Source organism: Cellulomonas sp. SG140 (assembly GCF_025770785.1).
In the GTDB taxonomy this organism is placed as follows: Bacteria; Actinomycetota; Actinomycetes; order Actinomycetales; family Cellulomonadaceae; genus Cellulomonas.
This window is the reverse complement of sequence record NZ_JANZLA010000001.1, coordinates 469,731-491,933: the sequence shown is the minus strand read 5'-3', so window position 1 is coordinate 491,933 and position 22,203 is coordinate 469,731. Positions and strand designations below refer to the sequence as shown.

Genomic DNA, 22,203 nt, shown 5'->3' with positions numbered 1-22,203 from the left:
ACGGGGCGGTCTCGTAGGGTCGCCGCATGACCGTCGTCGCTGGTGTCCTCGTCGTGCTGCACCTGATCGGCTGGGCCATCGTGCTCGGCGGCGCCCTGGTGAGCCTCCGGCCGCCGCGCATCCCCACCGGGATGCTGCACGGCGCGCTGACCGCCCTGGTCACCGGTCTGATCCTCGCGTTCCTGCTGACGTCCGGCGCGTGGAAGCCGGACGAGCACGTCAGCAACGCCAAGCTCGGCGTGAAGCTCGTCGTCGCCCTGATCGTCACCGGGCTGGTGGCATGGGGCGGGCGGCGCAAGGACGAGGGCGTGCCGCGCTGGCTGGTGCTCACCATCGGCGGCCTGACGGCGTTCAACGTCGCGGTGGCGGTCCTCTGGCAGTAGTCCGGCCGGCATGACGATCGGCGCGGCCGGGGAGCTGACCTGGCTCGTCGGTGCTCTGGTCGCGGTCGGACTGGTCGGCACCGTCGTGCAGGTGCTGCCCGGCGCCGTGCTGGTCGGTGCGTCGGTCGCCGGATGGGGCGTGCTGACCGGAGGGCCGCGCGGCTGGACGGTCGCCGTGGTCGCGGTGCTGCTCACCGCGGCCGGACAGGTGCTGAAGTACCTCCTCGCGGGGCGGCGGCTGCAGCGCGGCGGAGTGCCGCGATCGGCCCTCGTGTGGGGCGGCGCGCTCGGCGTGGTCGGCTTCGTCGTCGTCCCCGTCGTCGGGGTGGTGCTCGGGTTCCTGCTCGGCGTCTACCTGGCGGAGCGGGTGCGGCTGCGGTCGCACGCGGCGGCCTGGCGCGCGACCGGCGTCGCGCTGCGCGCGGCCGGGCTGACCGTGCTGGTGGAGCTGACGGCGGCACTGCTCGTCGCCGGCGTCTGGGTGGTGGCGCTGGTCACGCGCTGAGCAGGCCCGCCGCGCCCAGGGGTGTGGGTCCGCTCGCCTACCCTGGTAGGGCCATGACGTCGCTGTTCGAGAACCTGTCCCTGCCCCTCCCCGGGTCGGTCGGCGGCACCCCCGCGCCCGGCGCCGTCCGGCCCACGCACGTCGGGGAGTCCTCGGGCCTGCCGGTGGTGCTGCCGCCCCGGGAGGACGAGCGCGCGGGGGCGTCCGACGTCCGGGACGACGACCGTGCGCGTGCGCGGGAGGAGGCGCAGGCGCGCGACGAGGCCCGCGCGCACGAGCTGCTCGAGGGGCTGAACCCGCAGCAGCGTGCCGCTGTGCTGCACGAGGGCGGCCCGCTGCTGATCGTCGCCGGTGCCGGCTCCGGCAAGACGCGGGTGCTGACCCACCGGATCGCCTATCTGCTGGCCACGCACCGCGCCCGCCCGGGGGAGATCCTCGCGATCACCTTCACCAACAAGGCCGCCGCCGAGATGCGGGAGCGCGTCGAGGCCCTGGTCGGCCCGTCGGCGCAGCGGATGTGGGTGTCCACCTTCCACTCGGCGTGCGTGCGCATCCTGCGCCGCGAGGCGACCACGCTCGGCCTGCGCTCCTCGTTCTCCATCTACGACTCGGCGGACTCGCAGCGCCTGCTGACCCTCGTCGCCCGCGAGCTGGACCTCGACCCGAAGCGGTACCCGGCCAAGGCGCTCGCGGCCAAGATCAGCAACCTCAAGGACGAGCTGGTCGACCCGGAGACGTTCGCGGCGACCAGCGGCCAGGGTGCCGCGAACGACTTCGACACCGCGCTCGCGCAGGTCTACAGCCGCTACCAGCAGCGGCTTCGGCAGGCCAGCGCGCTCGACTTCGACGACCTGATCATGACCACCGTGAACCTGCTGCAGGCGTTCCCGGCGGTCGCCGAGCACTACCGCCGCCGGTTCCGGCACGTGCTGGTGGACGAGTACCAGGACACCAACCACGCGCAGTACGTGCTGGTGAAGGAGCTGGTGGGCGACGGCTCCGACGGCGTCCCGCGCGGCGAGCTGACGGTGGTGGGCGACGCCGACCAGTCGATCTACGCCTTCCGCGGCGCCAACATCCGCAACATCCTCGAGTTCGAGGCGGACTACCCGGACGCGAGCACCATCCTGCTCGAGCAGAACTACCGCTCCACGCAGACCATCCTGTCGGCGGCGAACGCGGTGATCTCCCGCAACCCGGGCCGCAAGCCCAAGCGGCTGTGGACGGACGCCGGTGCCGGCCCGCAGATCGTCGCGTACGTCGCCGACGACGAGCGCGAGGAGGCCCGGTTCGTCGCCGAGGAGATCGACCGCCTCGGCGACACCGCCGACGTGCGGCCCGGTGACGTCGCCGTCTTCTACCGGGCCAACGCGCAGTCCCGTGCGATCGAGGAGGTGCTGGTCCGCGTCGGCCTGCCCTACAAGGTGGTCGGCGGCACGCGGTTCTACGAGCGCCGCGAGATCAAGGACGCGATCGCGTACCTGCGTGCCATCGCCAACCCGGACGACGACGTGAACACCCGCCGCATCCTCAACGTGCCCAAGCGCGGGCTGGGGGAGCGGTCCGAGGCGATGGTGGCGGCCTTCGCGGAGCGGGAGCGGATCAGCTTCGGCGCGGCGCTCGAGCGGCTCGACGAGGTGCCGGGGCTCGGCACCCGCGCGGTGACGGCGCTCGCCGCGTTCCGGGAGCTGCTGGGCGGCCTGCGTGAGCTGGCGGCCGACGCCGGTCCGGCGACGGTGCTCGGTGCGGTGCTGGACCGCAGCGGCTACCTGGCGGAGCTGCGCGCGTCCGACGACCCGCAGGACGGCTCCCGCGTCGACAACCTCGCCGAGCTGCACGCCGTGGCCACCGAGTTCGAGCAGGGCGACCCCGACGGTGACCTCGCCGACTTCCTCGAGCGGGTGTCCCTGGTGGCGGACTCCGACCAGATCCCCACGCCGGACGGCGGGGACGAGGGCACCGGCCCCGACCAGGGCGTGGTCACCCTGATGACGCTGCACACCGCCAAGGGCCTGGAGTTCCCCGTGGTGTTCCTCACGGGCCTGGAGGACGGGACGTTCCCGCACCTGCGGTCGCTGTCCGACCCGGACCAGCTCGCGGAGGAGCGGCGGCTCGCGTACGTGGGGCTGACGCGCGCCCGGCAGCGGCTGTACATCTCGCGCGCCGCGGTCCGCACGGCGTGGGGCGTGCCGAACGAGTTCCCGCCCAGCCGGTTCCTCGAGGACCTGCCGGACGAGCTGATCGACTGGCGGCGGCGCGAGTCGTCGACGTCGCGGATCCGCGGCGGCTGGGGGTCCGGGTTCGGCAGCGGCGGGGGGCGCGGGTCGTCCTGGAACGACGGGTCGCGTGGGTCGTCCGGCGGCGGAGGCGGGTCGCGGACCGAGCGGGCGCCCCTGCCGTCGACGGGTGCCACGTTCGGCTCCGCCAAGCCCCGTCCAGAGGGCGCGATCCCGACGCTGGCCGTCGGCGACCGCGTGACGCACGACGCCTACGGCCTCGGCTCCGTCGTGGCGCTCGAGGGTGCCGGTCCCAACGCGGTGGTCAAGGTCGACTTCGGCTCGGCCGGCACCAAGCGGCTGCTGCTGCGGTTCTCGCCCGTCACCAAGCTGTAGCGGTCAGGCGCCGGCTGCCTGCTCGGTGTACGGCAGCACCACCTCGGTCCGCGGCTCGGGCACCCCCGGCTCGTCGAGGTAGGACTCCCACGGCGCTCCCGCGGGTTCGGCACCGGCCTCGCCCACCGACCGCAGCAGCAGCTCGTACGCCGCGGCGACCGTGTCGTAGCTGCCGCGGTGCACCACGCTCACCGCCGGTCCGCCGGGCAGCGTGCTCGGCGCCACCCGGCCCTGCGCCACCACCGGCGCGTCCACCGGGAAGCCGGCCTCGACGTCGAACGTCCCGTCGCCGACGGGGACGTACCGGCCGAACGGCATGCCGGTGACGTGCCGGCCCTGCGCCGCGACCGTCGCCATCACCTCGCCGAACGCACCACCCAGGAACCCCGGCAGCTGCTCGGTCGCCATCCGCCCGCGCACCACCGCCACCTGCTGCTCCGCGCGCACCTCGCGCACGATCTCCTCGGTCGTCATGACTCCAGCGTCCCGCTGGCGTCAGTCGACGTCGAGAGCGCGCCGCAGGGTGCCGTTCCCTCGTGCAGAGGGCCTGATCGGGGCGACGTACAACGATGTATGCTCCGGCGACGCGGGCGCTTGCGGCGGGGCGCGCGCGCCGTCTGCCACGCTGTGGCGCTGACGGGCGGTGCGGCGACGGGAGAGGGTGACGGGATGAGCCGTGCAGGTCGCACGGGCGGTGTGACGATGCACGACGTCGCCGCGCGGGCCGGCGTGTCGATCAAGACGGTCTCCAACGTCCTCAACGCGTACCCGTACATCCGCCCGGCTACGCGCGAGCGGGTCGAGCAGGCGATCGCCGAGCTCGGCTACCAGGTCAACCTCAGCGCCCGGAACCTGCGCCGCGGCTCGACGGGCATCATCGGCCTCGCCGTCCCCGAGCTGCGTCTGCCGTACTTCGCCGAGCTCGCCGACTCCGTGATCGGCGCGGCCGAGCGCGAGGGCCTCACGGTGCTGATCGAGCAGACGGGGGCCGAGCGCGGCCGGGAGCTCGCCGTGCTGACCAGCGCCCAGCGGCAGCTGACCGACGGGCTGCTCTACTCGCCGCTGGCGCTCGACCTCGCCGACCTGACGTCGTTGCGGCTCGACTTCCCGATGGTGCTGCTCGGGGAGCGCATCTTCGGTGCGGACGCGGACCACGTGACGATGGCGAACGTCGACGCGGCGCGCGCCGCGACGGAGCACCTGCTGGCACGGGGACGGCGTCGGGTCGCGGCCGTCGGCGCCCATCCGGGGGAGCTGTCCGGTTCGGCGGTGCTGCGGCTCCAGGGCTATCGGGAGGCTCTGGAGGCGGCCGGTCTGCCGTTCGAGCCTGCGCTCGTGGCGGAGGCCTGGTTCTGGAACCGGGCCGCCGGCGCCGCCGCGATGGACCGGCTGCTGGACTCCGGGGTCGGCGTGGACGCGGTGTTCGCGATGAACGACGCGCTGGCCCTCGGCGTGCTGCACGCGCTGCACCGCCGCGGCGTGGCGGTGCCGGAGCAGGTGGCGGTGATCGGCTTCGACGACATCGAGGAGGCGCAGTACTCGGCGCCGACCCTGTCGTCGATCTCGCCCGGACGGGACCAGATCGCCCAGACGGCGGTCCGGCTGCTGCGCGAGCGGATCGACCGCGGGGACGCCGCCGGGCCACCGCGCACCGTGGTGGCCGAGTTCACGGTGGTGGCGCGGGAGTCGACGGCGACGTCGTAGTGCCGCGTCCGTCGAGCGCCCTGCTCGTCAGGTCGCCGCGTCACCACCGCTCGCCAGGACCGCTCGCCACGTCGCCTCGGCAGGCCCGCTTGTCAGGTCGGGCGATCGTTCTCTATCGTTGTACTACAACGTTCCAGAACGACGGTCGCCCAGCGGCGCGCCGCGCGCTCGGGAGCCGCAACCGTCCGAGCAGCGCCGCCCGCACACCAGGAGCTCGCCATGTTCACCGCGACCCTCACCCTCGACCCCGCGTTCCGCGTCGGCCCCGTCCGCCGTCGCACCTTCGGCTCGTTCGTCGAGCACCTCGGTCGCTGCGTCTACACCGGGATCCACGACCCGTCCCACCCGACCGCCGACGCGGACGGCTTCCGCAAGGACGTCATCGAGCTGACCCGTGAGCTGGGCGTCTCCACCGTCCGCTACCCGGGTGGCAACTTCGTGTCCGGGTACCGGTGGGAGGACGGCGTCGGCCCGGTGGAGCAGCGGCCGCGCCGGCTCGACCTCGCGTGGCACTCCACCGAGCCGAACCTCGTCGGCGTCGACGAGTTCATGCGGTGGGCCGCCGCGGCCGACGTCGAGCCGATGATGGCCGTCAACCTCGGCACGCGTGGCGTGCAGGAAGCGCTCGACCTGCTGGAGTACTGCAACGTCCCCGGCGGCACGGCGCTGTCGGACCTGCGCCGGGCCAACGGCGCGCAGGCGCCCTACAAGGTGCGGATGTGGTGCCTGGGCAACGAGATGGACGGTCCCTGGCAGATCGGGCACAAGACCGCGCACGAGTACGGCCGGCTGGCGGCGGAGACCGCACGCGCGATGCGGATGATCGACCCCGACCTCGAGCTGGTGGCCAGCGGGTCGTCAGGCGTCTCCATGCCGACGTTCGGCGAGTGGGAGCAGACCGTGCTCACCGAGGCCTACGAGCAGGTCGACATGATCTCGGCGCACGCCTACTACTGCGAGCAGGACGGCGACCTCGGCTCGTTCCTCGCGTCGGCCCTCGACATGGACCACTTCATCACGTCGGTCGCGGCGACCGCCGACGCCGTCCGGGCGCACAAGAAGCTGTCCAAGCGCATCGCCATCTCGTTCGACGAGTGGAACGTCTGGTACCAGCACAGGGCCGAGTCGCAGCCGCCCACGGGCGACGACTGGCCGGTGGCGCCCGTCCTGCTGGAGGACCGCTACAACGTGGCGGACGCCGTGGTGGTCGGCAGCCTGCTGATCAGCCTGCTGCGGCACACCGACCGCGTCGCCGCGGCGAGCCTGGCCCAGCTGGTGAACGTGATCGCGCCGATCATGACCGAGCCGGGCGGCCGGTCGTGGAAGCAGACGATCTTCCACCCCTTCGCGCAGGCGTCCTCGGCCGCCGTCGGCGACGTGCTGCAGGTGGCGATCGACGTGCCGACGTACGAGACGGCCAGGTTCGGTGACGCGCCCCTGGTCGATGCGGTCGCGACCCACGATCCCGAGACCGGCGCCGTGGCGCTGTTCGCCGTCAACCGGTCGACCACCCAGGCGGCGCGCCTCGAGGTGGACCTGCGCTCGGTCCCGGGGCTGCGGCTCACCTCCGCGAGCACGCTCTCGAACCCGGACCACACCTGGCAGGCGACGGTGGACGACGACAGCAGCGTGGCGCCCCGCCCCAACGCGACCGCCACCGTCGAGGACGGAAGGCTCAGCTTGACCGTCCCGCCTGTGTCCTGGAACGTGGTCCGGCTGAGCCTCTGACGCCGGGGCCTCAGCCGACCAGGACGCCGGCCGGGCCGTCGTCGGGCTCGGCCCACGCCCGCCGGACCGCCCGTCGGACCTCCTCGGGTGCCAGCCCGAGGCCGAGCAGCACCTGGTGCGCCGGCGCGTCGTCGAGACGCACGGCCGCGAGCAGCAGGTGGCCGGTGTCGATGCGCCGGTGCCCGGCCGCGACGGCCTCGCGCAGGGTGGTCTCGAGCAGCTTCTTGGCCGTGGTGTCGAACGGGACGTGCGTGCCCCGTCGGCCACCCCGGCCCGGCGCCGGCCGGTCGAGCGCACCGACGCCGAACAGTCGCTCGGCCCGGGCACGGACGGCCTCGAGGTCGATGCCGAGCGCGGCGAGCGCCTCGGCGTCGAGCCCGGTGCTGCTGCGGCGTCGTACCGCGGCCTCGACCTCGGCCGGCCGGATGCCCAGCGAGGCCAGCGCCCGGGACGCGGCCGACCCCTCGGTCCGCACCGCGCCGGCCAGCACGTGCTCGCTGCCGATCCGGTCGGCGTGCAGCTCGCGCGCGAGCTCCTGCGCCAGCACCACGGCGGTGCGGGCGTCCTGCGTGAACCTCTCGAACATCAGCCCAACCTCTTCCCGTACTTCTGGTGGACGGCCTGCCGGGACACGCCCAGGGCGGCGGCGACCTGCTGCCACGACCAGCCGAGCCGCCGTGCGCGCTCCACCTGCAGCGCCTCGAGGCGGTCGGCGAGCTCGCGCAGCGCCCCGACGGCGGCCAGGCCGCTCGCCGGGTCGTCGGAGGTCGCCCTGTCGAGCAACGTGTCGGTCATGGCTGTCAAGGTAGATTGACGCACGCAAGGCTGTCAAGACGACTTGACGCCACGCGGGTCGGATCCCGCTCGGCCGCCACCGCCGCTCCGCCGGCCGCTCGACCGAATCTCTCGATGTCGAGAAATCGCCGGTCCCCGGCTAGAGTCGCCACCGGTGCGCACGTCGCCTACACCGACGTGCGGGACGAGCGAGAGGACGCGCCGGCGTGGACCTGTTCGAGTACCAGGCACGGGACCTGTTCGAGAAGCACGGGGTACCGGTCCTGCCGGGCATCGTCGCGACGACCCCCGCGGACGCGCGGGCCGCTGCCGAGCGGCTGCTCGGCGAGAGCGGCGGCGTCGTGGTCGTGAAGGCCCAGGTGAAGGTGGGTGGCCGCGGCAAGGCCGGCGGCGTCAAGCTCGCCCGGTCGGCCGACGAGGCCGAGCAGGTGGCCGGCCAGATCCTCGGCATGGACATCAAGGGGCACACCGTGCGCCGCGTGATGGTGGCCGCGGGCGCCCGCATCGCCAGCGAGTACTACGTGTCGCTGCTGCTCGACCGGGCGCACCGCCGCTACCTGGCGATGGCGTCGGTCGAGGGCGGCATGGAGATCGAGCAGCTCGCCGTCGAGCGCCCGCAGGCCCTCGCCCGGGTGGCCGTCGACCCGCGCACGGGCATCGACCGCACCAAGGCGGAGGAGATCGTCCGGGCCGCCGACTTCGACCAGCAGGTCGCCGGTCAGGTCGTGGACGTGCTGGAGCGCCTGTGGGCGGTCTACCGCGACGAGGACGCGACGCTGGTCGAGGTCAACCCGCTGGTGCTGACCGAGGACGGCGCGGTGATCGCGCTCGACGGCAAGGTGTCGCTCGACGCCAACGCCGACTTCCGCCACCCGGAGCACGCCGAGCTGGAGGACAAGGCCGCGGCCGACCCGCTCGAGGCACGGGCCAAGGAGAAGGGCCTGAACTACGTCAAGCTCGACGGGCAGGTCGGCATCATCGGCAACGGCGCCGGCCTGGTGATGAGCACGCTCGACGTGGTCGCCTACGCCGGTGAGGGCCACGGCGGCGTCAAGCCCGCCAACTTCCTCGACATCGGGGGCGGCGCCTCGGCGCAGGTGATGGCCGACGGGCTGGACATCATCCTGTCCGACCCGCAGGTCAAGGCCGTGTTCGTCAACGTGTTCGGCGGCATCACCGCGTGCGACGAGGTCGCTCGCGGCATCGTCGCGGCGCTCGGCATCCTCGGCGACGAGGCGTCCAAGCCGCTGGTGGTCCGCCTCGACGGCAACAACGTCGCGGAGGGCCGCCGGATCCTCACCGAGGCGGCGCACCCGCTGGTGACCCTGGCCGACACGATGGACGGCGGCGCGGACGACGCGGCCCGCCTGGCCTCGACGGCCGCCTGAGCCACCCGACGACGAGAGAGACGAACAGCCATGGCCATCTTCCTCACCGCTGCGTCGCGGGTGATCGTGCAGGGCATGACCGGGTCCGAGGGGACCAAGCACACCACCCGGATGCTGGCGTCCGGCACCAAGGTCGTCGGCGGCGTGAACCCGCGCAAGGCCGGCACCAGCGTGACGTTCCCGACCGGGGACGTCCCCGTGTTCGGCACGGTCGCGGAGGCCGTCGCGCAGACGGGTGCGGACGTGTCCGTCGTCTTCGTGCCGCCCGCGTTCACCAAGGACGCCGTGATCGAGGCGGTCGACGCGCACGTGCCGCTCGTCGTCGTCATCACCGAGGGCGTCCCGGTGGCCGACACGGCCGCGTTCTTCGCCTACGCCCAGGACAACGGCGTGCGGATCATCGGCCCCAACTGCCCGGGCCTGATCAGCCCCGGGCAGTCGAACGTCGGCATCATCCCGGCGGACATCACCGGACCGGGCCGCATCGGGCTGGTCTCCAAGTCCGGCACGCTGACGTACCAGATGATGTACGAGCTGCGTGACCTGGGCTTCTCCACCGCGATCGGCATCGGCGGCGACCCGATCATCGGCACCACGCACATTGACGCGCTCGCGGCGTTCGAGGAGGACCCGGACACCGAGGCGATCGTGATGATCGGCGAGATCGGCGGCGACGCCGAGGAGCGGGCCGCCGCGTACATCCGCGACCACGTGACCAAGCCGGTGGTCGGATACGTCGCCGGGTTCACCGCCCCGGAGGGCCGCACGATGGGCCACGCCGGTGCGATCGTCTCCGGCTCGTCGGGTACCGCGCAGGCCAAGAAGGAGGCCCTCGAGGCCGCCGGGGTCAAGGTCGGCAAGACGCCGTCGGAGACCGCCGCGCTCGTGCGCGCGCTGCTGTCCTGAGTCCTCGGACCCGTCGCGCGGGCTGCGGCCGGCGCGACGGGACCGGGTCGCCCCGTGAGCGACTCGCCGGACGTGCCTGCCGGACGGCACGCGGCGGTCGGCCGACCATGGGCGCGTGAGCCTGCGCACCGACCCCGCCACCCGCCGCCGCGCCCCGCGGACTACCCGCGGCCGTGCCGGTGACCTGGCGCTGGCCGTCGATCTCGGCAGCGCCCTCGACGGTGCCCCGCGGTGGGTCGCCGGCGTGCTCGCCGCCCTGCAGGGCGCCCTGCTGTCGTGGCTGGTCATCGTCGTCCCGTCGGTCGCCGCGTTCGTGGCGACCTCCGCCGACCCGGCGAACGACGGTGTGCCGTGGGTGCGAGCCGTCGGGGTCGGCACCGCCGTGTGGCTGCTGGGGCACGGCGTGACGGTCAGCGTCGGCGCCGTGACCGTCGGCCTCGTCCCCCTGGGTGTCACGGCGCTGGCGATCTACACCTGCCACGCCTCGGCCCGGCGGTCCGGAGCGGCGAGCTGGTCCTCGACGCTGTCCGGGATGGCGACGTACGTGCTGGTGGTGGCCGGGATGGCGGCGCTGACCCCCGCGGCGCGCGGCGGCGTGCCCCGGGCGCTGCTCGGTGGTGCGGTGGTCGCGCTGCTCGGGCTCGGCACGGGCGTGATGCGCAAGGCCGACGCGCCGACGTGGGCGCGGCTCGCTCAGCCGCTGACGCGTCGACTGCCACCCGTGCTGCGCGCGGCGCTCGGCACGGGGCTCCTCACGGTGGCGCTGCTCGCGGTGGTGTCCAGCCTGGTGACGTGCGGCTGGCTGCTGGACGGCCGGGCTCAGGTGGCGTCGGTCGTCGGCGGGCTGAACCTCGACGTGATCGGTGGCGTCGTGCTCGCCGTGGTCCAGCTCGGGTACCTGCCGAACCTGGTGGTCTGGGCGCTGACGTGGGTCTCCGGGGTCGGCTTCTCCGTCGGCGCGGGGTCCCGGTTCGCGCCCGACGCCGTCGTGCCCGGATCGCTCCCGGCCGTACCGCTGCTCGGCATGCTGCCCGCCGAGACGGTGCACGGCATCGCGGCCGCGGTGCTGCCGCTGGTGCTGGTCCTGGTCGGCGTGCTGGCCGGACTGGTGCTGCACCGCCGGTGGGTCGCGACGCGGTGGTGGCATCCGGCCGCGGCCGCAGGGCTCCTCGCGGGCGTGGTCGCGCTGCTGGTCGCGCTCGTCGTGACCGCCGCGAGCGGGCCGGCGGGCCCGGGGCGGATGGCCATCGTCGGAGCGGAGGGCTGGCTGGTCGGCCTGCGGGTCGGGCTCTGGGTGTGGGCCGGTGCCGCTGTCACGACGACGCTGAGCGCCCCTGTGGTCCGCGCCGCCGTGCGGCACCTGGTGCGCAGACGGTCGGCCGACCCGTGGGTGCCGGACGACGCCGAGCTCGGCGGGGTCTAAGCGCTCGCGCTCGGCCGTCGGCCGTCAGGGGAGGTGCACCGAGCCCTGCTGCGGCAGGAGCGCCGCGCACGAGTACCGGGCCTGCACGGTGAGCGCGGACTGCTCGCACCGGTACGAGTCGGCACCGGCGGTCCAGTAGGCGGCCAGCATCAGCGAGACCGCGACGCTCCCGACGCCCACCACCAGCAGCAGGGTGGTCAGCACCGAGGCGGGTCCCCGCACCCGTGCCCTGGACATCAGCAGCATGGTCCGTCCCACCACGCCCGTGCCGAGCAGCGCGAACGGCAGCGCGAGCAGCCCCCAGGGCAGCGGCAGCAGCTGGACCAGGAGCGCCGCGAGCACCAGGGCGGCGCCGAAGCGCATGCCCGCGGCGATCCGCGACAGCTGCGCAGGGCTGACCGGCGGTGGCACCTCCTGCTGACCGGGGCCCTGCGGGACACCGGCGCGGTCGGCGGGACGGACCCCCGGCCACGGCGCCGGTGCCTGCCCGTCGGGACCGTGGAAGGGCCCGCTGGAGGGACCGTGCCCGGGGCCGGTCACCCCGTGCTGCCCGTCGGGCGCGCCACGGTCCGCCGGCGCCTCGTCGCCGCGGGGCCGGTCGTCCGGCGGGGCGTACGGGTTGCTCACACCTCATTGTCCCCCGCGGGCGCGGACGGGGGCGTCGGGCGTCCGCCGGCGCCCGGTTAGGGTTCCCCCGTGACCGCCGCTCCCGGCCCCACCGCTCCCGGCCCGACCCCGCCCGCACCGTCCACGAGCACCGCGGGGCGGGTCGTCGTGCTGGTCTCCGGCACGGGCTCGACGCTCGACGCCCTGCTGGCCGCCCACGCCGACCCGGCGTACGGCGCGCGCATCGTGGCCGTCGTGTCCGACCGGCACGGCGTCAGGGCGCTCGAGCGCGCGCGGCAGGCCGGCGTGGCCACCGCCGTCGTAGCCCCGGCGGACTTCCCCGACCGCGCGGCGTGGGACCGGGCGCTCGCCGACGCGGTCCGGGTGTTCACCCCGGACCTGGTGGTCCTCGCCGGGTTCATGCGTCTGGTCGGCCGGGCGTTCCTCGCCGAGCACGGTGGCCGCACGCTCAACACGCACCCCGCGCTGCTTCCGGCCTTCCCCGGTGCGCACGCCGTCCGGGACGCCCTCGCGCACGGCGTCAAGGTCAGCGGCTGCTCGGTGATCGTGGTCGACGAGGGCGTCGACTCCGGCCCGATCGTCGCGCAGTCGGCGGTACCGGTGCTCGACGGGGACGACGAGGCGACGCTGCACGAGCGCATCAAGACCGTCGAGCGGGAGCTGCTGGTCGACGTCGTCGGACGGGTGGTCCGGGAGGGGCTCAGCGTCGACGGCCGTCACGTCCGGCTCGGCGGTGCCCCGGTCGCCGGATAGCATGGCCTCGGCCGTGACTGGCGAACCGAGGTGGATCACCACCGGGGAGCGGCCGCACCACCGTCGTCCGTGCACCGTCCGCCTGGGTGCCCGGGTCCGCCCCGCGCCGTGACCGCGGCGCCCTGACCCGGGAGAGTGCTCGATGTCCCAGCAGCCCAGCCAGTCCGCCGCAACCCCGACCGGCGACGGTCGCCGTCCGGTCCGCCGCGCGCTCGTCTCCGTCTACGACAAGACGGGTCTCGTCGAGCTCGCCACCGCGCTGCACGCGGCCGGCGTCGAGCTGGTGTCCACCGGCTCGACGGCCGCGACGATCGCCGGCGCGGGCGTCCCGGTGACCCGCGTCGAGGAGCTGACCGGCTTCCCCGAGTGCCTCGACGGCCGTGTGAAGACCCTGCACCCCCGGGTGCACGCCGGGATCCTCGCCGACACCCGCCGGCCGGAGCACCTGGCCCAGCTCGAGGACCTCGGCGTGGCGCCGTTCGAGCTGGTGGTCGTCAACCTGTACCCGTTCACCGCGACGGTGGCCTCCGGCGCCTCGGTCGACGAGTGCGTCGAGCAGATCGACATCGGCGGCCCCTCGATGGTCCGGGCCGCCGCGAAGAACCACCCGAGCGTCGCCGTCGTCGTCGACCCGTCCGGCTACCCGGCGGTGGTCGAGGCCGTCGCGGCGGGCGGTTTCACGCTCGCCCAGCGCACCCGGCTGGCGGCGGAGGCGTTCGTGCACACGGCGACCTACGACGTGGCCGTCGCCTCCTGGATGGGCAACGTCGCCACCAGCACCGACGAGGTCGAGGGCGAGCACACCGGCTTCCCCGCGTGGGTCGGTGGCACGTGGACGCGCTCGGCGGTGCTCCGGTACGGCGAGAACCCGCACCAGGCCGCGGCGCTGTACACCGCAGGCGACGGTGCGCGGGGGCTGGCCCAGGCGACCCAGCTGCACGGCAAGGCGATGAGCTACAACAACTACGTCGACGCCGACGCGGCCTGGCGTGCGGCTCACGACCACGGCGACCAGCCGACAGTCGCGATCATCAAGCACGCCAACCCCTGCGGCATCGCCGTCGGCACGGACGTGGCGGACGCCCACGCCAAGGCCCACGCCTGCGACCCGGTGTCGGCGTTCGGTGGCGTGATCGCGGCCAACGTGCCCATCACCCTCGCGGCGGCCCGGCAGATCGCGCCGGTGTTCACCGAGGTGGTCCTGGCGCCGGCCTTCGACGACGACGCCCTCGAGCTGCTGTCCCAGAAGAAGAACGTCCGCCTCCTGGTCGTGGACGCCCCGCCCGCCGCCCGCCTCGAGCAGCGGTCGATCAGCGGTGGCCTCCTCGTGCAGCAGGCGGACCGGATCGACGCCGCCGGCGACGACCCGACCACGTGGACGCTCGCTGCGGGCGAGGCCGCCGACGACGCCACGCTGGCCGATCTCGCCTTCGCCTGGCGCGCCGTCCGGGCGGTGAAGTCGAACGCGATCCTGCTCGCTGCGGACGGCGCCTCGGTCGGGGTCGGGATGGGGCAGGTCAACCGCGTCGACTCGTGCCGGCTGGCCGTCGAGCGCGCCGACGCGGACGGTCAGGCGCGGGCGCGCGGTTCGGTCGCCGCGTCGGACGCCTTCTTCCCGTTCGCCGACGGCCTCCAGGTGCTGCTGGACGCCGGGGTGCGCGCCGTCGTGCAGCCGGGCGGCTCCGTGCGGGACCCGGAGGTGATCGAGGCGGCGAAGGCGGCCGGCGTCACCCTCTACCTGACCGGGACGCGGCACTTCGCCCACTGAGCGGGCGCCGTCCGGGACCGCGCAGACGGCGGTCCCGGACGAGCCGGTCCCGTGCCGGTTGTTGCCGCGGCAGCGGTCAGCGCGCGCCGGGGACGATCGCCGCGAGCACGCCGAGGACCAGGGCGAACGTCGTCAGCGTGAGCACGTCGAGAGCGCGTGAGCGCACCGCCAACGCGTTCGGTCCGGGGGCCGGCCGGACGGCCCGCACGACGGCGCACACGAGCAGCTGCAGCGCGAGCAGACCCGCCGCCGCACGGGTGCCGAGCACCAGGGCAGCGACCACCACGAGCGCGACACCGACCACCACCAGCAGGACCGAACGCGGCAGGCGCGGCCGGCGGCGCACCACCAGCGGGACGGCTCCCGATGCGGGCGACGGGGAGGGCGTGGCCATCGGTGCCACCGCGCCGAGGTTGCTCGTCGAGGGGCCGCCCGCATCGATCCGTGGCCACGTGGACGCGGTGGCGGAGGGTGTGCGGGGTGCGCCACCGGAGGTCGGTGCGCCTGTCGGCGCACGACCGACCGCATGCTCAGCGCCCATCCGTGCCTCCCTCTTGGCAGACTACCGTGGCCCGGTGCGCAGCAACCCGGCCGCCCGTGAGGTCCTGGTGGTCGGTGCCGGGCTCGCCGCCACGCGCACCGTGGCCGAGCTGCGCACCGCCGGGTTCGACGGGAGCATCCACGTGCTCGGTGCCGAGGGCGTGCCGCCGTACGACCGCCCGCCGCTTTCCAAGCACCTCCTCGACCGCACCGCACCCGCCTGGCTGACCGACGAGCTCGGGGTGGACGTCGCGGCTCTCGCCGACCGCGTCGAGCTGGACCGACCCGCGCGCGCCCTGCTGCTCGACGAGCCGGGACGACCCGGCGTCGACACGGACACCGGCCCGGTGCACGCCGACCACGTCGTGCTCGCGACCGGTGCGCATGCCGTCCGGCCTCCCGCCTGGGGCTCCGCCCGCACGCTGCACACGGCGGGCGACGCCGACCAGCTGCGTGCCGCGCTCGCGGACGGCGGGCCGCTGGTGGTGATCGGCGCCGGCTGGATCGGTGCCGAGGTGGCCGGCGTGGTCGCCGCGAGCGGCAGCCCGGTGACCGTCGTGGAGGCCGCGGACGCCCCGCTGAGCGCCGCCCTGGGCACCCGGGTCGGTGCGCTGACCGCACCCTGGTACGCGGCGGCCGGCGTCGAGCTGCTGACCGGCGCGTCCGTCGCCGCCGTGGAGGACGGCGGCGTCCGGCTGGCCGACGGCCGACGGCTGCCTGCGGCCACGGTGCTGGCCGCGGTGGGTGCCCGGCCGGCGACCGGCTGGCTGGGGGACACGCTGCCGCGGGACGCGTCCGGGGCCGTGCGGGTCGACGAGCGGTACCGGGTGCTGGCGGATCATCGGCCGGTCCCCGGCCTCTGGGCCGTCGGCGACGTGGCGGTGCGTCGGTCGGCCCGGCACGGCTGGGTCCCGGGCGGCCACTGGGAGGCGGCGCTGCGGGGGCCCGAGGCACTGGCGCGCCATCTGGTCGCACTGGACGGGGCAGGCGTGGGCAGCGGCGGCCACCGTGCGGACGAGCCCTCGCCGGACGACCCGGCGCTGACCGACCCCGCGCTGGGCGACCCCGCGCCGGAGGTGTTCTCCACCCAGCTGGGCCACGACCTGGTGCTGCTCGGCCAGCCCGGCGCCGCCGACGAGGTCGTCGTCCGCGGCGACCCCACGGCGTCCGCCGGCTGGAGCGTCCTCTGGCTCGCCGGTGACCGTGTCACGGCGGTCCTGGTCGTCGACCGGCACCGGGAGGTCGGTCCGGCCCGGCGCGCGTTCGGCGGCGCCGAGCTGCCGCGGGTCGACGCCGCGGCAGCTGCTGACCCCGACGTCCCGCTGCGCACCCTGCTCAGCAGGACGCCCGCCGCCTGACCTCGCGGGGAGGCAGGCGACGGGCGTCGCGCGGTGCGGGCGTTGCCTCAGGGCACGACGACGACCTCGGCCTCCTCCTCGCCGAACAGGTCGTCCTCGACCGGCTCGCGTGCGAAGGCCCGGTACAGCAGGCCGGACACGGCGGCGCCGAGCAGCGGTGCCACCCAGAACAGCCAGACCTGCTTGAGCGCCCAGCTCTCGGAGAAGATCGCCGTCGCGAGCGACCGGGCCGGGTTCACCGACGCGTTGGTGATCGGCAGCAGCACCAGGATCACGGCGGACAGCGTGAGGCCGACCGCGAACGGGACGTGCTGCAGGTTGGCGCGACGGTCGGTTGCGCCGAGGATCACCGCGACGAAGATCGCCGTGCCGACAGCCTCGGCCAGCAGGGCGGCACCGACGCCGAACGTGACGTCGGACGTGATCTGGTTCTGCGCCAGCACGTGCGCCAGCGGCGAGTGGGTGCCGTAGCCGGTGGACACGGTGCTGAACAGCGCGCGGACGCCACCGGACTGGTGACCGAGGATCTGCGGCAGACCGCTCGGCACCGTCAGGAACAGCACGGCCGCACCGAGCGCGCCGCCGACCACCTGGGCCAGCCAGTAGGGCAGCACGTCGGCCCAGCGGGCGCGGCCGGCCACCGCCGCGCCCAGGGTCACCGCGGGGTTGAAGTGCCCGCCGGAGACCCGGCCGAACGCGATGATGCCCGCCAGCACGGCGATGCCGAAGGCCAGCGCGACCGCCAGGGTGCCGCCGACGCCGCTGAACGCGGAGTACAGGGCGACGCCCACACCGGCGAACACGAGCACGAACGTGCCGAGGGCCTCGACGCCCAGCTTGGCCGCCAGCGACGGCCCCTCGACGTAGGTCTCGACGTCCTCGTCGAGCACCAGCTCGCCCTCGGCGGTGACGTCGGCCAGCTCCTCGGGCTCCGACACCGCCTCGGGGCGGGTGCCGGCCGGGACGGCCTCGGTCTCGACGGGCACGTCGGACGCGGTCGCCGCCGTGATGTCGGCGGGGTCGGGCTTCTGCTGGGACATGGCCGTCCTGTCTGAGTACGGGTGGAGATCGGGGGATCGGCCCCCAGCATGCCAGCCGGTCCTGTGGTGCGTCAGGCCGGTCCGGCCGGACGCACGCCGCAAAGTCTCTCGATGTCGAGTAATCTGGCGCGCGGCACCCAGCGGTGCCGGCCCCGGCCCACAGGAGAGCCCGCATCATGGCGAAGATCAGCGTCGTCGGTCCGGTCGTCGAGCTCGACGGCGACGAGATGACCCGGATCATCTGGCAGTTCATCAAGGACCGCCTGATCCACCCGTACCTGGACGTCGACCTCCTCTACTACGACCTGTCGATCCAGCACCGGGACGCCACGGACGACCAGGTGACCATCGACGCGGCGCACGCGATCGCCGAGCACGGCGTCGGCGTCAAGTGCGCGACGATCACGCCCGACGAGGCCCGCGTCGCCGAGTTCGGCCTGAAGAAGATGTGGAAGAGCCCGAACGGGACCATCCGCAACATCCTCGGCGGCGTCGTCTTCCGCGAGCCGATCATCATCAGCAACATCCCGCGCCTGGTCCCCGGCTGGACCAAGCCGATCGTCATCGGCCGTCACGCCTTCGGCGACCAGTACCGCGCCACCGACTTCGTCGTCCCGGGCGCGGGCACGCTGACTCTGACCTTCACGCCGGCGGACGGTTCCGCGCCGATCAGCCAGGACGTCGTGGTCTACCCCGAGGCCGGCGGCGTGGCGATGGGCATGTACAACTTCACCGAGTCGATCAAGGACTTCGCGCGCGCCTCGTTCGCCTACGGGCTGCAGCGCGGCTACCCGGTGTACCTGTCGACCAAGAACACGATCCTCAAGGCGTACGACGGTCAGTTCAAGGACCTGTTCGCCGAGGTGTTCGAGACCGAGTACAAGGCGCAGTTCGACGCGGCGGGGCTCACCTACGAGCACCGCCTGATCGACGACATGGTCGCCTCCGCCCTCAAGTGGGAGGGCGGCTACGTCTGGGCCTGCAAGAACTACGACGGCGACGTGCAGTCGGACACCGTCGCGCAGGGCTTCGGCTCGCTCGGCCTGATGACCAGCGTGCTGATGACCCCCGACGGCAAGACGGTCGAGGCGGAGGCCGCTCACGGCACGGTCACGCGGCACTACCGCCAGCACCAGGCCGGCAAGCCGACGTCCACCAACCCGATCGCCTCGATCTACGCGTGGACCGGCGGCCTCAAGCACCGCGGCACGCTGGACGGCACGCCCGAGGTGACGCGTTTCGCGGAGACCCTCGAGGACGTCGTCATCAAGACGGTCGAGTCCGGCGCGATGACCAAGGACCTCGCCTCGCTCGTGGGCCCGAAGCAGCCGTGGCTCACCACGGAGGAGTTCCTCGCCCAGCTCGACGAGAACCTCGCGGCGCGCCTCGCCTGAGGCCCTGACCTCGACAGCAGCACCACCCGGCGGCCGGCCGCCGCGCGATCGATTCGAAGGAGAACGAACGTGTCCGCACCCACCCCCGTGCACGTGACGGTGACCGGCGCGGCCGGCCAGATCGGCTACGCGCTGCTGTTCCGGATCGCCTCCGGCCAGCTGCTCGGCCCCGACACCCCCGTCCGGCTGCACCTGCTCGAGATCCCGCAGGCGGTCAAGGCGGCCGAGGGCGTCGCGCTCGAGCTGGAGGACTGCGCGTTCCCGCTTCTGGCGGGCACGGACATCCATGACGACGCGACGGCGGCGTTCGACGGCGTCCAGGTGGCGCTGCTCGTCGGGGCCCGCCCGCGCACCGCCGGCATGGAGCGCGGCGACCTGCTCACCGCCAACGGCGGGATCTTCGGCCCCCAGGGCGCGGCCATCAACGCCGGTGCCGCGGACGACGTGCGGGTCCTGGTCGTCGGCAACCCCGCGAACACCAACGCCTACATCGCCCAGCAGCACGCGCCCGACGTCCCGGCCGACCGCTTCACCGCGATGACGCGTCTGGACCACAACCGTGCGGTCGCGCAGCTCGCGGCCCGCACCGGTGCCACGGTGTCGGACATCGCGCGTCTCACCATCTGGGGCAACCACTCCGCCACCCAGTACCCGGACATCACGCAGGCGACCATCGGCGGTCGCCCGGCTGCCGACGTGGTCGGTGACGAGACGTGGGTCCGCGAGACGTTCATCCCGACGGTGGCCAAGCGCGGTGCGGCGATCATCGAGGCGCGCGGCGCCTCGTCGGCGGCGTCGGCCGCCAACGCCGCCATCGACCACGTCCACACCTGGGTGCACGGCACCCCGGCGGGGGACTGGACGTCGGCCGGCGTGGTGTCCGACGGCTCCTACGGCGTCCCCGAGGGGCTGGTCTCCTCGTTCCCCGTCACGGCGGCCGACGGGCGCTTCACCATCGTGCCCGACCTGCAGCTCGACGCCTTCTCGCGGGAGCGGCTCGCCGCCTCGGTCGCCGAGCTGGAGGAGGAGCGGGCCCAGGTCCGCGCCCTCGGCCTGGTCTGATCCGCACCGTCCTCGTCACCACCTCGCCCCGGTCGGCCGCCGCGCCTGCCGGGGCGAGGTCTTGACGATCGGTGGTTTGATTCACCCAGAAACCGCCCGGGCAGGCCCGGTGCGCCGATGAAGCGGCGCCGCCTCCGGCGCGGCGTGGCGCGGCGGGAGGGCGAGGACGATGTCGGGGTCGCAGTCCGCCCTGCGAGGGGCGAACCGCGCGCTGATCGTCGACGCCGTCCGTCGTTTCGGCGGTCTGACCCAGGTCGAGCTCGCCGGCACCACCGGCCTGTCCGCCGCGACGGTGTCCAACATCGTCAAGGAGCTGCTCGGCGCCGGGGTCGTCGAGGTCCGCACCACGGTCCGCAGCGGTCGCCGCGCCCAGCTGGTCACGCTCGCGCACCGCACCGGGGTGGCGGTCGGCGTGCACATCGGCCTGCGGCACCTGCGCATCTCGCTGGCCGACGCCTCGCACGAGGTGCTGGCCGACCAGACGCTGCCGCTGCCGCCCGAGCACCGTGCGGACACGAGCCTGGACCGCGCCGCTCTGCTGATCGTCGACCTGCTCGAGCGCGTCGGGTCCGCCCTGGACGAGGTGCTCGGCATCGGCATCGCCCTCCCCGCGCCGGTCGACGTCGCCACCGGCACCATCTCGGTGCCCGGCATCATGCGCGGCTGGGACGACGTGTCCGTGGGCTACGTGATGTCCAAGCGGCTGAACCGACCGGTGTTCGTGGACAACGACGCCAACCTCGGCGCGCTGGCCGAGAGCCGCATCGGCGCCTCCCGCGGCTACCAGGACTCGGTGTACGTGCGTGCCTCGTACGGCGTCGGCGGCGGCATCGTCATCGGCGGTCAGGTCCACCGCGGGTTCGCCGGGACGGCGGGGGAGATCGGCCACGTGCAGGTCGACGCGGGCGGCGACATCTGCCTGTGCGGCAGCCGCGGGTGCCTCAACACGGTGGTCGGTGCGCAGGCGCTGCTCGCCCCGCTGCGCGCGAGCCACGGCACGCTGGCGCTCCGCGACGTGATCGCCCAGGCGCTCGCCGGTGACCCCGGCTGCCGCCAGATCGTCGCCGACGCCGGTGCGACCATCGGTGTGGTCGTCGCGGGCCTCGGCATGGCCGTCAACCCGCAGTGCGTCGTGGTCGGCGGCGAGCTGGCCGAGACGGGGGAGATCCTGCTCGGACCGATGCGCGAGGCGATCCGCCGCCGTGTGCTGCTGAACCAGATCGCACCCCTCGAGGTGGTCCCCGCGGACCTCGGCGCCAACGCCGAGGTGATGGGTGCCCTCCTGCTCGTGCTGTCGTCGACCGATCTGTTGGTGAGGGCGGTCGAGGACGAGCCGGTCGGACGCTGGGGGGTTGGTTGACTGTGGACGTCCGCACCGATTCACTGACGGGACCCATGACCGACGAGGAGCAGGAGAGCATGACGGCGACGACGCCCGACATCCGCCCACCCCTGCTGTCGATGCAGGGAGTGACCAAGCGGTTCGGTGCCGTCGAGGCCCTGATCGGGGTCGACTTCGAGGTGCGCGCGCACGAGGTCGTCGCGCTCGTCGGCGACAACGGCGCCGGCAAGTCCACCCTGGCGAAGGTCATCGCCGGCGTGCTGCGTCCCGACGCCGGTCTGGTCGAGCTCGACGGCGAGCCGGCCAGCATCACCTCGGCCAAGGCGGCCCGCGAGCTCGGGATCGCCACCGTCTTCCAGGACCTCGCGCTGTGCGAGAACCTCGACGTGACGGCCAACATCTTCCTGGGCCAGGAGGTGCGCGCGTCCGGGGGCTGGCTGGCCGAGGAGCGCATGGAGCAGACGGCTCGGCGCATCCTGCAGCAGATCACCGCCGGCATCCCGTCGGTGCACTCGCCGCTGCGCACGCTGTCGGGCGGCCAGCGCCAGGCCGTCGCCATCGCGCGGACGCTGGTCGGTCAGCCCCGGCTCGTCGTGCTCGACGAGCCGACCGCCGCGCTGTCCGTGGCGCAGACCGCCGAGGTGCTGACCCACATCGAGCGGCTGCGCGACCTCGGGCTCGGCGTGGTGCTCATCAGCCACAACATGAACGACGTCCGTTCCGTCTCGGACCGGATCGAGGTGCTCCGCCACGGCCGCAACAACGGCTCGTTCGACACGGCGACCACCAGCTACGAGGCGATCATCGCGGCGATCACCGGCGCCTCGTCGAACCGGCCGGTCTCGCACCTCCGCTCCGTGATCTGAGGCGCGCCG

At 74.0% G+C, this 22,203-nt stretch carries 21 protein-coding genes and 1 riboswitch; of the genes, 15 read left to right on the top strand and 6 right to left on the bottom strand.

Annotated features, from left to right (window positions below; genetic code table 11):
* Positions 1 to 26: 26 nt before the first annotated feature.
* Genes N0B34_RS02275 through pcrA form a run of 3 tightly spaced genes read left to right on the top strand, consistent with a single transcriptional unit; the run spans position 27 to position 3,500 of the window.
* Entirely contained in the window at positions 27 to 383 is a 357-nt protein-coding gene (locus N0B34_RS02275; protein ID WP_263729598.1) for a hypothetical protein, read from the top strand.
* Between the two features lie 10 nt (positions 384 to 393).
* Positions 394 to 888, top strand: a complete 495-nt coding sequence (locus tag N0B34_RS02270; RefSeq protein ID WP_263729597.1) for a DUF456 domain-containing protein — start codon at positions 394 to 396, stop codon at positions 886 to 888.
* Between the two features lie 53 nt (positions 889 to 941).
* The gene (pcrA, locus tag N0B34_RS02265) at positions 942 to 3,500 is read left to right on the top strand and encodes a DNA helicase PcrA (protein ID WP_263729596.1); all 2,559 of its coding nucleotides are present in this window, start codon (positions 942 to 944) and stop codon (positions 3,498 to 3,500) included.
* Between the two features lie 3 nt (positions 3,501 to 3,503).
* On the opposite strand, the gene N0B34_RS02260 is transcribed toward pcrA, so the two are convergent.
* The gene (locus tag N0B34_RS02260; protein ID WP_263729595.1) at positions 3,504 to 3,974 is read right to left on the bottom strand and encodes a GyrI-like domain-containing protein; all 471 of its coding nucleotides are present in this window, start codon (positions 3,972 to 3,974) and stop codon (positions 3,504 to 3,506) included.
* A 195-nt stretch (positions 3,975 to 4,169) separates the two neighbouring features.
* Between N0B34_RS02260 and N0B34_RS02255 the strand changes: the two genes are divergently transcribed.
* The gene (locus N0B34_RS02255) at positions 4,170 to 5,204 is read left to right on the top strand and encodes a LacI family DNA-binding transcriptional regulator (protein ID WP_263729594.1); all 1,035 of its coding nucleotides are present in this window, start codon (positions 4,170 to 4,172) and stop codon (positions 5,202 to 5,204) included.
* A 219-nt stretch (positions 5,205 to 5,423) separates the two neighbouring features.
* On the top strand, positions 5,424 to 6,932 hold the full coding sequence (locus N0B34_RS02250; RefSeq protein WP_263729592.1) for an alpha-N-arabinofuranosidase: 1,509 nt from the start codon (positions 5,424 to 5,426) through the stop codon (positions 6,930 to 6,932).
* A gap of 10 nt (positions 6,933 to 6,942) precedes the next feature.
* On the opposite strand, the gene N0B34_RS02245 is transcribed toward N0B34_RS02250, so the two are convergent.
* Complete coding sequence (locus N0B34_RS02245; protein WP_263729590.1) at positions 6,943 to 7,518, bottom strand: Clp protease N-terminal domain-containing protein; 576 nt, start codon at positions 7,516 to 7,518, stop codon at positions 6,943 to 6,945.
* Entirely contained in the window at positions 7,518 to 7,736 is a 219-nt protein-coding gene (locus N0B34_RS02240; RefSeq protein WP_263729588.1) for a helix-turn-helix domain-containing protein, read from the bottom strand. The genes N0B34_RS02245 and N0B34_RS02240 overlap by 1 nt, the downstream gene beginning before the upstream one ends.
* Positions 7,737 to 7,933: 197 nt before the next feature.
* On the opposite strand from N0B34_RS02240, the gene sucC reads away from it, so the two are divergent.
* The 3 genes from sucC to N0B34_RS02225 all read left to right on the top strand — a co-directional run bounded on the left by sucC (position 7,934) and on the right by N0B34_RS02225 (position 11,444).
* Positions 7,934 to 9,115 carry an ADP-forming succinate--CoA ligase subunit beta gene (gene sucC / locus N0B34_RS02235; RefSeq protein WP_263729586.1) on the top strand — a complete coding sequence of 394 codons (1,182 nt, stop codon included), beginning with the start codon at positions 7,934 to 7,936 and terminating at the stop codon, positions 9,113 to 9,115.
* A gap of 30 nt (positions 9,116 to 9,145) precedes the next feature.
* A complete protein-coding gene (gene sucD / locus N0B34_RS02230) occupies positions 9,146 to 10,021 on the top strand; it encodes a succinate--CoA ligase subunit alpha (RefSeq protein WP_263729585.1) in 876 nt (291 codons plus the stop codon).
* A 115-nt stretch (positions 10,022 to 10,136) separates the two neighbouring features.
* Entirely contained in the window at positions 10,137 to 11,444 is a 1,308-nt protein-coding gene (locus tag N0B34_RS02225; RefSeq protein ID WP_263729584.1) for a DUF6350 family protein, read from the top strand.
* A 24-nt stretch (positions 11,445 to 11,468) separates the two neighbouring features.
* Here the strand turns inward: N0B34_RS02225 and N0B34_RS02220 are convergent, their stop codons facing one another.
* A complete protein-coding gene (locus N0B34_RS02220; protein WP_263729583.1) occupies positions 11,469 to 12,071 on the bottom strand; it encodes a hypothetical protein in 603 nt (200 codons plus the stop codon).
* Positions 12,072 to 12,140: 69 nt separating this feature from the next.
* Between N0B34_RS02220 and purN the strand changes: the two genes are divergently transcribed.
* The gene (gene purN, locus N0B34_RS02215; protein WP_263729582.1) at positions 12,141 to 12,824 is read left to right on the top strand and encodes a phosphoribosylglycinamide formyltransferase; all 684 of its coding nucleotides are present in this window, start codon (positions 12,141 to 12,143) and stop codon (positions 12,822 to 12,824) included.
* A gap of 3 nt (positions 12,825 to 12,827) precedes the next feature.
* Positions 12,828 to 12,919: riboswitch (ZMP/ZTP riboswitch) on the top strand.
* Positions 12,920 to 12,966: 47 nt separating this feature from the next.
* Positions 12,967 to 14,592, top strand: a complete 1,626-nt coding sequence (gene purH / locus N0B34_RS02210) for a bifunctional phosphoribosylaminoimidazolecarboxamide formyltransferase/IMP cyclohydrolase (protein WP_263729581.1) — start codon at positions 12,967 to 12,969, stop codon at positions 14,590 to 14,592.
* A 76-nt stretch (positions 14,593 to 14,668) separates the two neighbouring features.
* Here the strand turns inward: purH and N0B34_RS02205 are convergent, their stop codons facing one another.
* The gene (locus tag N0B34_RS02205; protein WP_263729579.1) at positions 14,669 to 14,986 is read right to left on the bottom strand and encodes a DUF3017 domain-containing protein; all 318 of its coding nucleotides are present in this window, start codon (positions 14,984 to 14,986) and stop codon (positions 14,669 to 14,671) included.
* A gap of 181 nt (positions 14,987 to 15,167) precedes the next feature.
* On the opposite strand from N0B34_RS02205, the gene N0B34_RS02200 reads away from it, so the two are divergent.
* Positions 15,168 to 16,490, top strand: coding sequence for an NAD(P)/FAD-dependent oxidoreductase (locus N0B34_RS02200; protein ID WP_263729578.1), 1,323 nt, complete (start codon positions 15,168 to 15,170; stop codon positions 16,488 to 16,490).
* 47 nt (positions 16,491 to 16,537) lie between these two features.
* Here N0B34_RS02200 and N0B34_RS02195 read toward each other — a convergent pair whose 3' ends face one another.
* Entirely contained in the window at positions 16,538 to 17,530 is a 993-nt protein-coding gene (locus N0B34_RS02195) for an aquaporin (protein ID WP_263729577.1), read from the bottom strand.
* 176 nt (positions 17,531 to 17,706) lie between these two features.
* Here N0B34_RS02195 and N0B34_RS02190 point away from each other — a divergent pair, with 176 nt between their 5' ends.
* The 4 genes from N0B34_RS02190 (at position 17,707) to N0B34_RS02175 (ending at position 22,194) form a co-directional block, all read left to right on the top strand.
* Positions 17,707 to 18,924, top strand: coding sequence for an NADP-dependent isocitrate dehydrogenase (locus N0B34_RS02190; RefSeq protein WP_263729576.1), 1,218 nt, complete (start codon positions 17,707 to 17,709; stop codon positions 18,922 to 18,924).
* Between the two features lie 69 nt (positions 18,925 to 18,993).
* Positions 18,994 to 19,986 carry a malate dehydrogenase gene (locus N0B34_RS02185; protein ID WP_263729575.1) on the top strand — a complete coding sequence of 331 codons (993 nt, stop codon included), beginning with the start codon at positions 18,994 to 18,996 and terminating at the stop codon, positions 19,984 to 19,986.
* Between the two features lie 169 nt (positions 19,987 to 20,155).
* Positions 20,156 to 21,346, top strand: coding sequence for an ROK family transcriptional regulator (locus N0B34_RS02180; RefSeq protein WP_263729573.1), 1,191 nt, complete (start codon positions 20,156 to 20,158; stop codon positions 21,344 to 21,346).
* A gap of 35 nt (positions 21,347 to 21,381) precedes the next feature.
* On the top strand, positions 21,382 to 22,194 hold the full coding sequence (locus tag N0B34_RS02175; RefSeq protein ID WP_263729572.1) for an ATP-binding cassette domain-containing protein: 813 nt from the start codon (positions 21,382 to 21,384) through the stop codon (positions 22,192 to 22,194).
* Positions 22,195 to 22,203: the final 9 nt, after the last annotated feature.

What these genes read in the sequence shown, in the direction of transcription:
- N0B34_RS02275 (WP_263729598.1), top strand. Translation starts at nt 27, where the DNA reads ATGACCGTCGTCGCTGGTGTCCTCGTCGTGCTGCACCTGATCGGCTGG.
- N0B34_RS02270 (WP_263729597.1), top strand. Translation starts at nt 394, where the DNA reads ATGACGATCGGCGCGGCCGGGGAGCTGACCTGGCTCGTCGGTGCTCTG.
- pcrA (WP_263729596.1), top strand. Translation starts at nt 942, where the DNA reads ATGACGTCGCTGTTCGAGAACCTGTCCCTGCCCCTCCCCGGGTCGGTC.
- N0B34_RS02260 (WP_263729595.1), bottom strand. Translation starts at nt 3,974, where the DNA reads ATGACGACCGAGGAGATCGTGCGCGAGGTGCGCGCGGAGCAGCAGGTG.
- N0B34_RS02255 (WP_263729594.1), top strand. Translation starts at nt 4,170, where the DNA reads ATGAGCCGTGCAGGTCGCACGGGCGGTGTGACGATGCACGACGTCGCC.
- N0B34_RS02250 (WP_263729592.1), top strand. Translation starts at nt 5,424, where the DNA reads ATGTTCACCGCGACCCTCACCCTCGACCCCGCGTTCCGCGTCGGCCCC.
- N0B34_RS02245 (WP_263729590.1), bottom strand. Translation starts at nt 7,518, where the DNA reads ATGTTCGAGAGGTTCACGCAGGACGCCCGCACCGCCGTGGTGCTGGCG.
- sucD (WP_263729585.1), top strand. Translation starts at nt 9,146, where the DNA reads ATGGCCATCTTCCTCACCGCTGCGTCGCGGGTGATCGTGCAGGGCATG.
- purH (WP_263729581.1), top strand. Translation starts at nt 12,967, where the DNA reads ATGTCCCAGCAGCCCAGCCAGTCCGCCGCAACCCCGACCGGCGACGGT.
- N0B34_RS02205 (WP_263729579.1), bottom strand. Translation starts at nt 14,986, where the DNA reads ATGGCCACGCCCTCCCCGTCGCCCGCATCGGGAGCCGTCCCGCTGGTG.
- N0B34_RS02195 (WP_263729577.1), bottom strand. Translation starts at nt 17,530, where the DNA reads ATGTCCCAGCAGAAGCCCGACCCCGCCGACATCACGGCGGCGACCGCG.
- N0B34_RS02190 (WP_263729576.1), top strand. Translation starts at nt 17,707, where the DNA reads ATGGCGAAGATCAGCGTCGTCGGTCCGGTCGTCGAGCTCGACGGCGAC.
- N0B34_RS02180 (WP_263729573.1), top strand. Translation starts at nt 20,156, where the DNA reads ATGTCGGGGTCGCAGTCCGCCCTGCGAGGGGCGAACCGCGCGCTGATC.
- N0B34_RS02175 (WP_263729572.1), top strand. Translation starts at nt 21,382, where the DNA reads ATGACCGACGAGGAGCAGGAGAGCATGACGGCGACGACGCCCGACATC.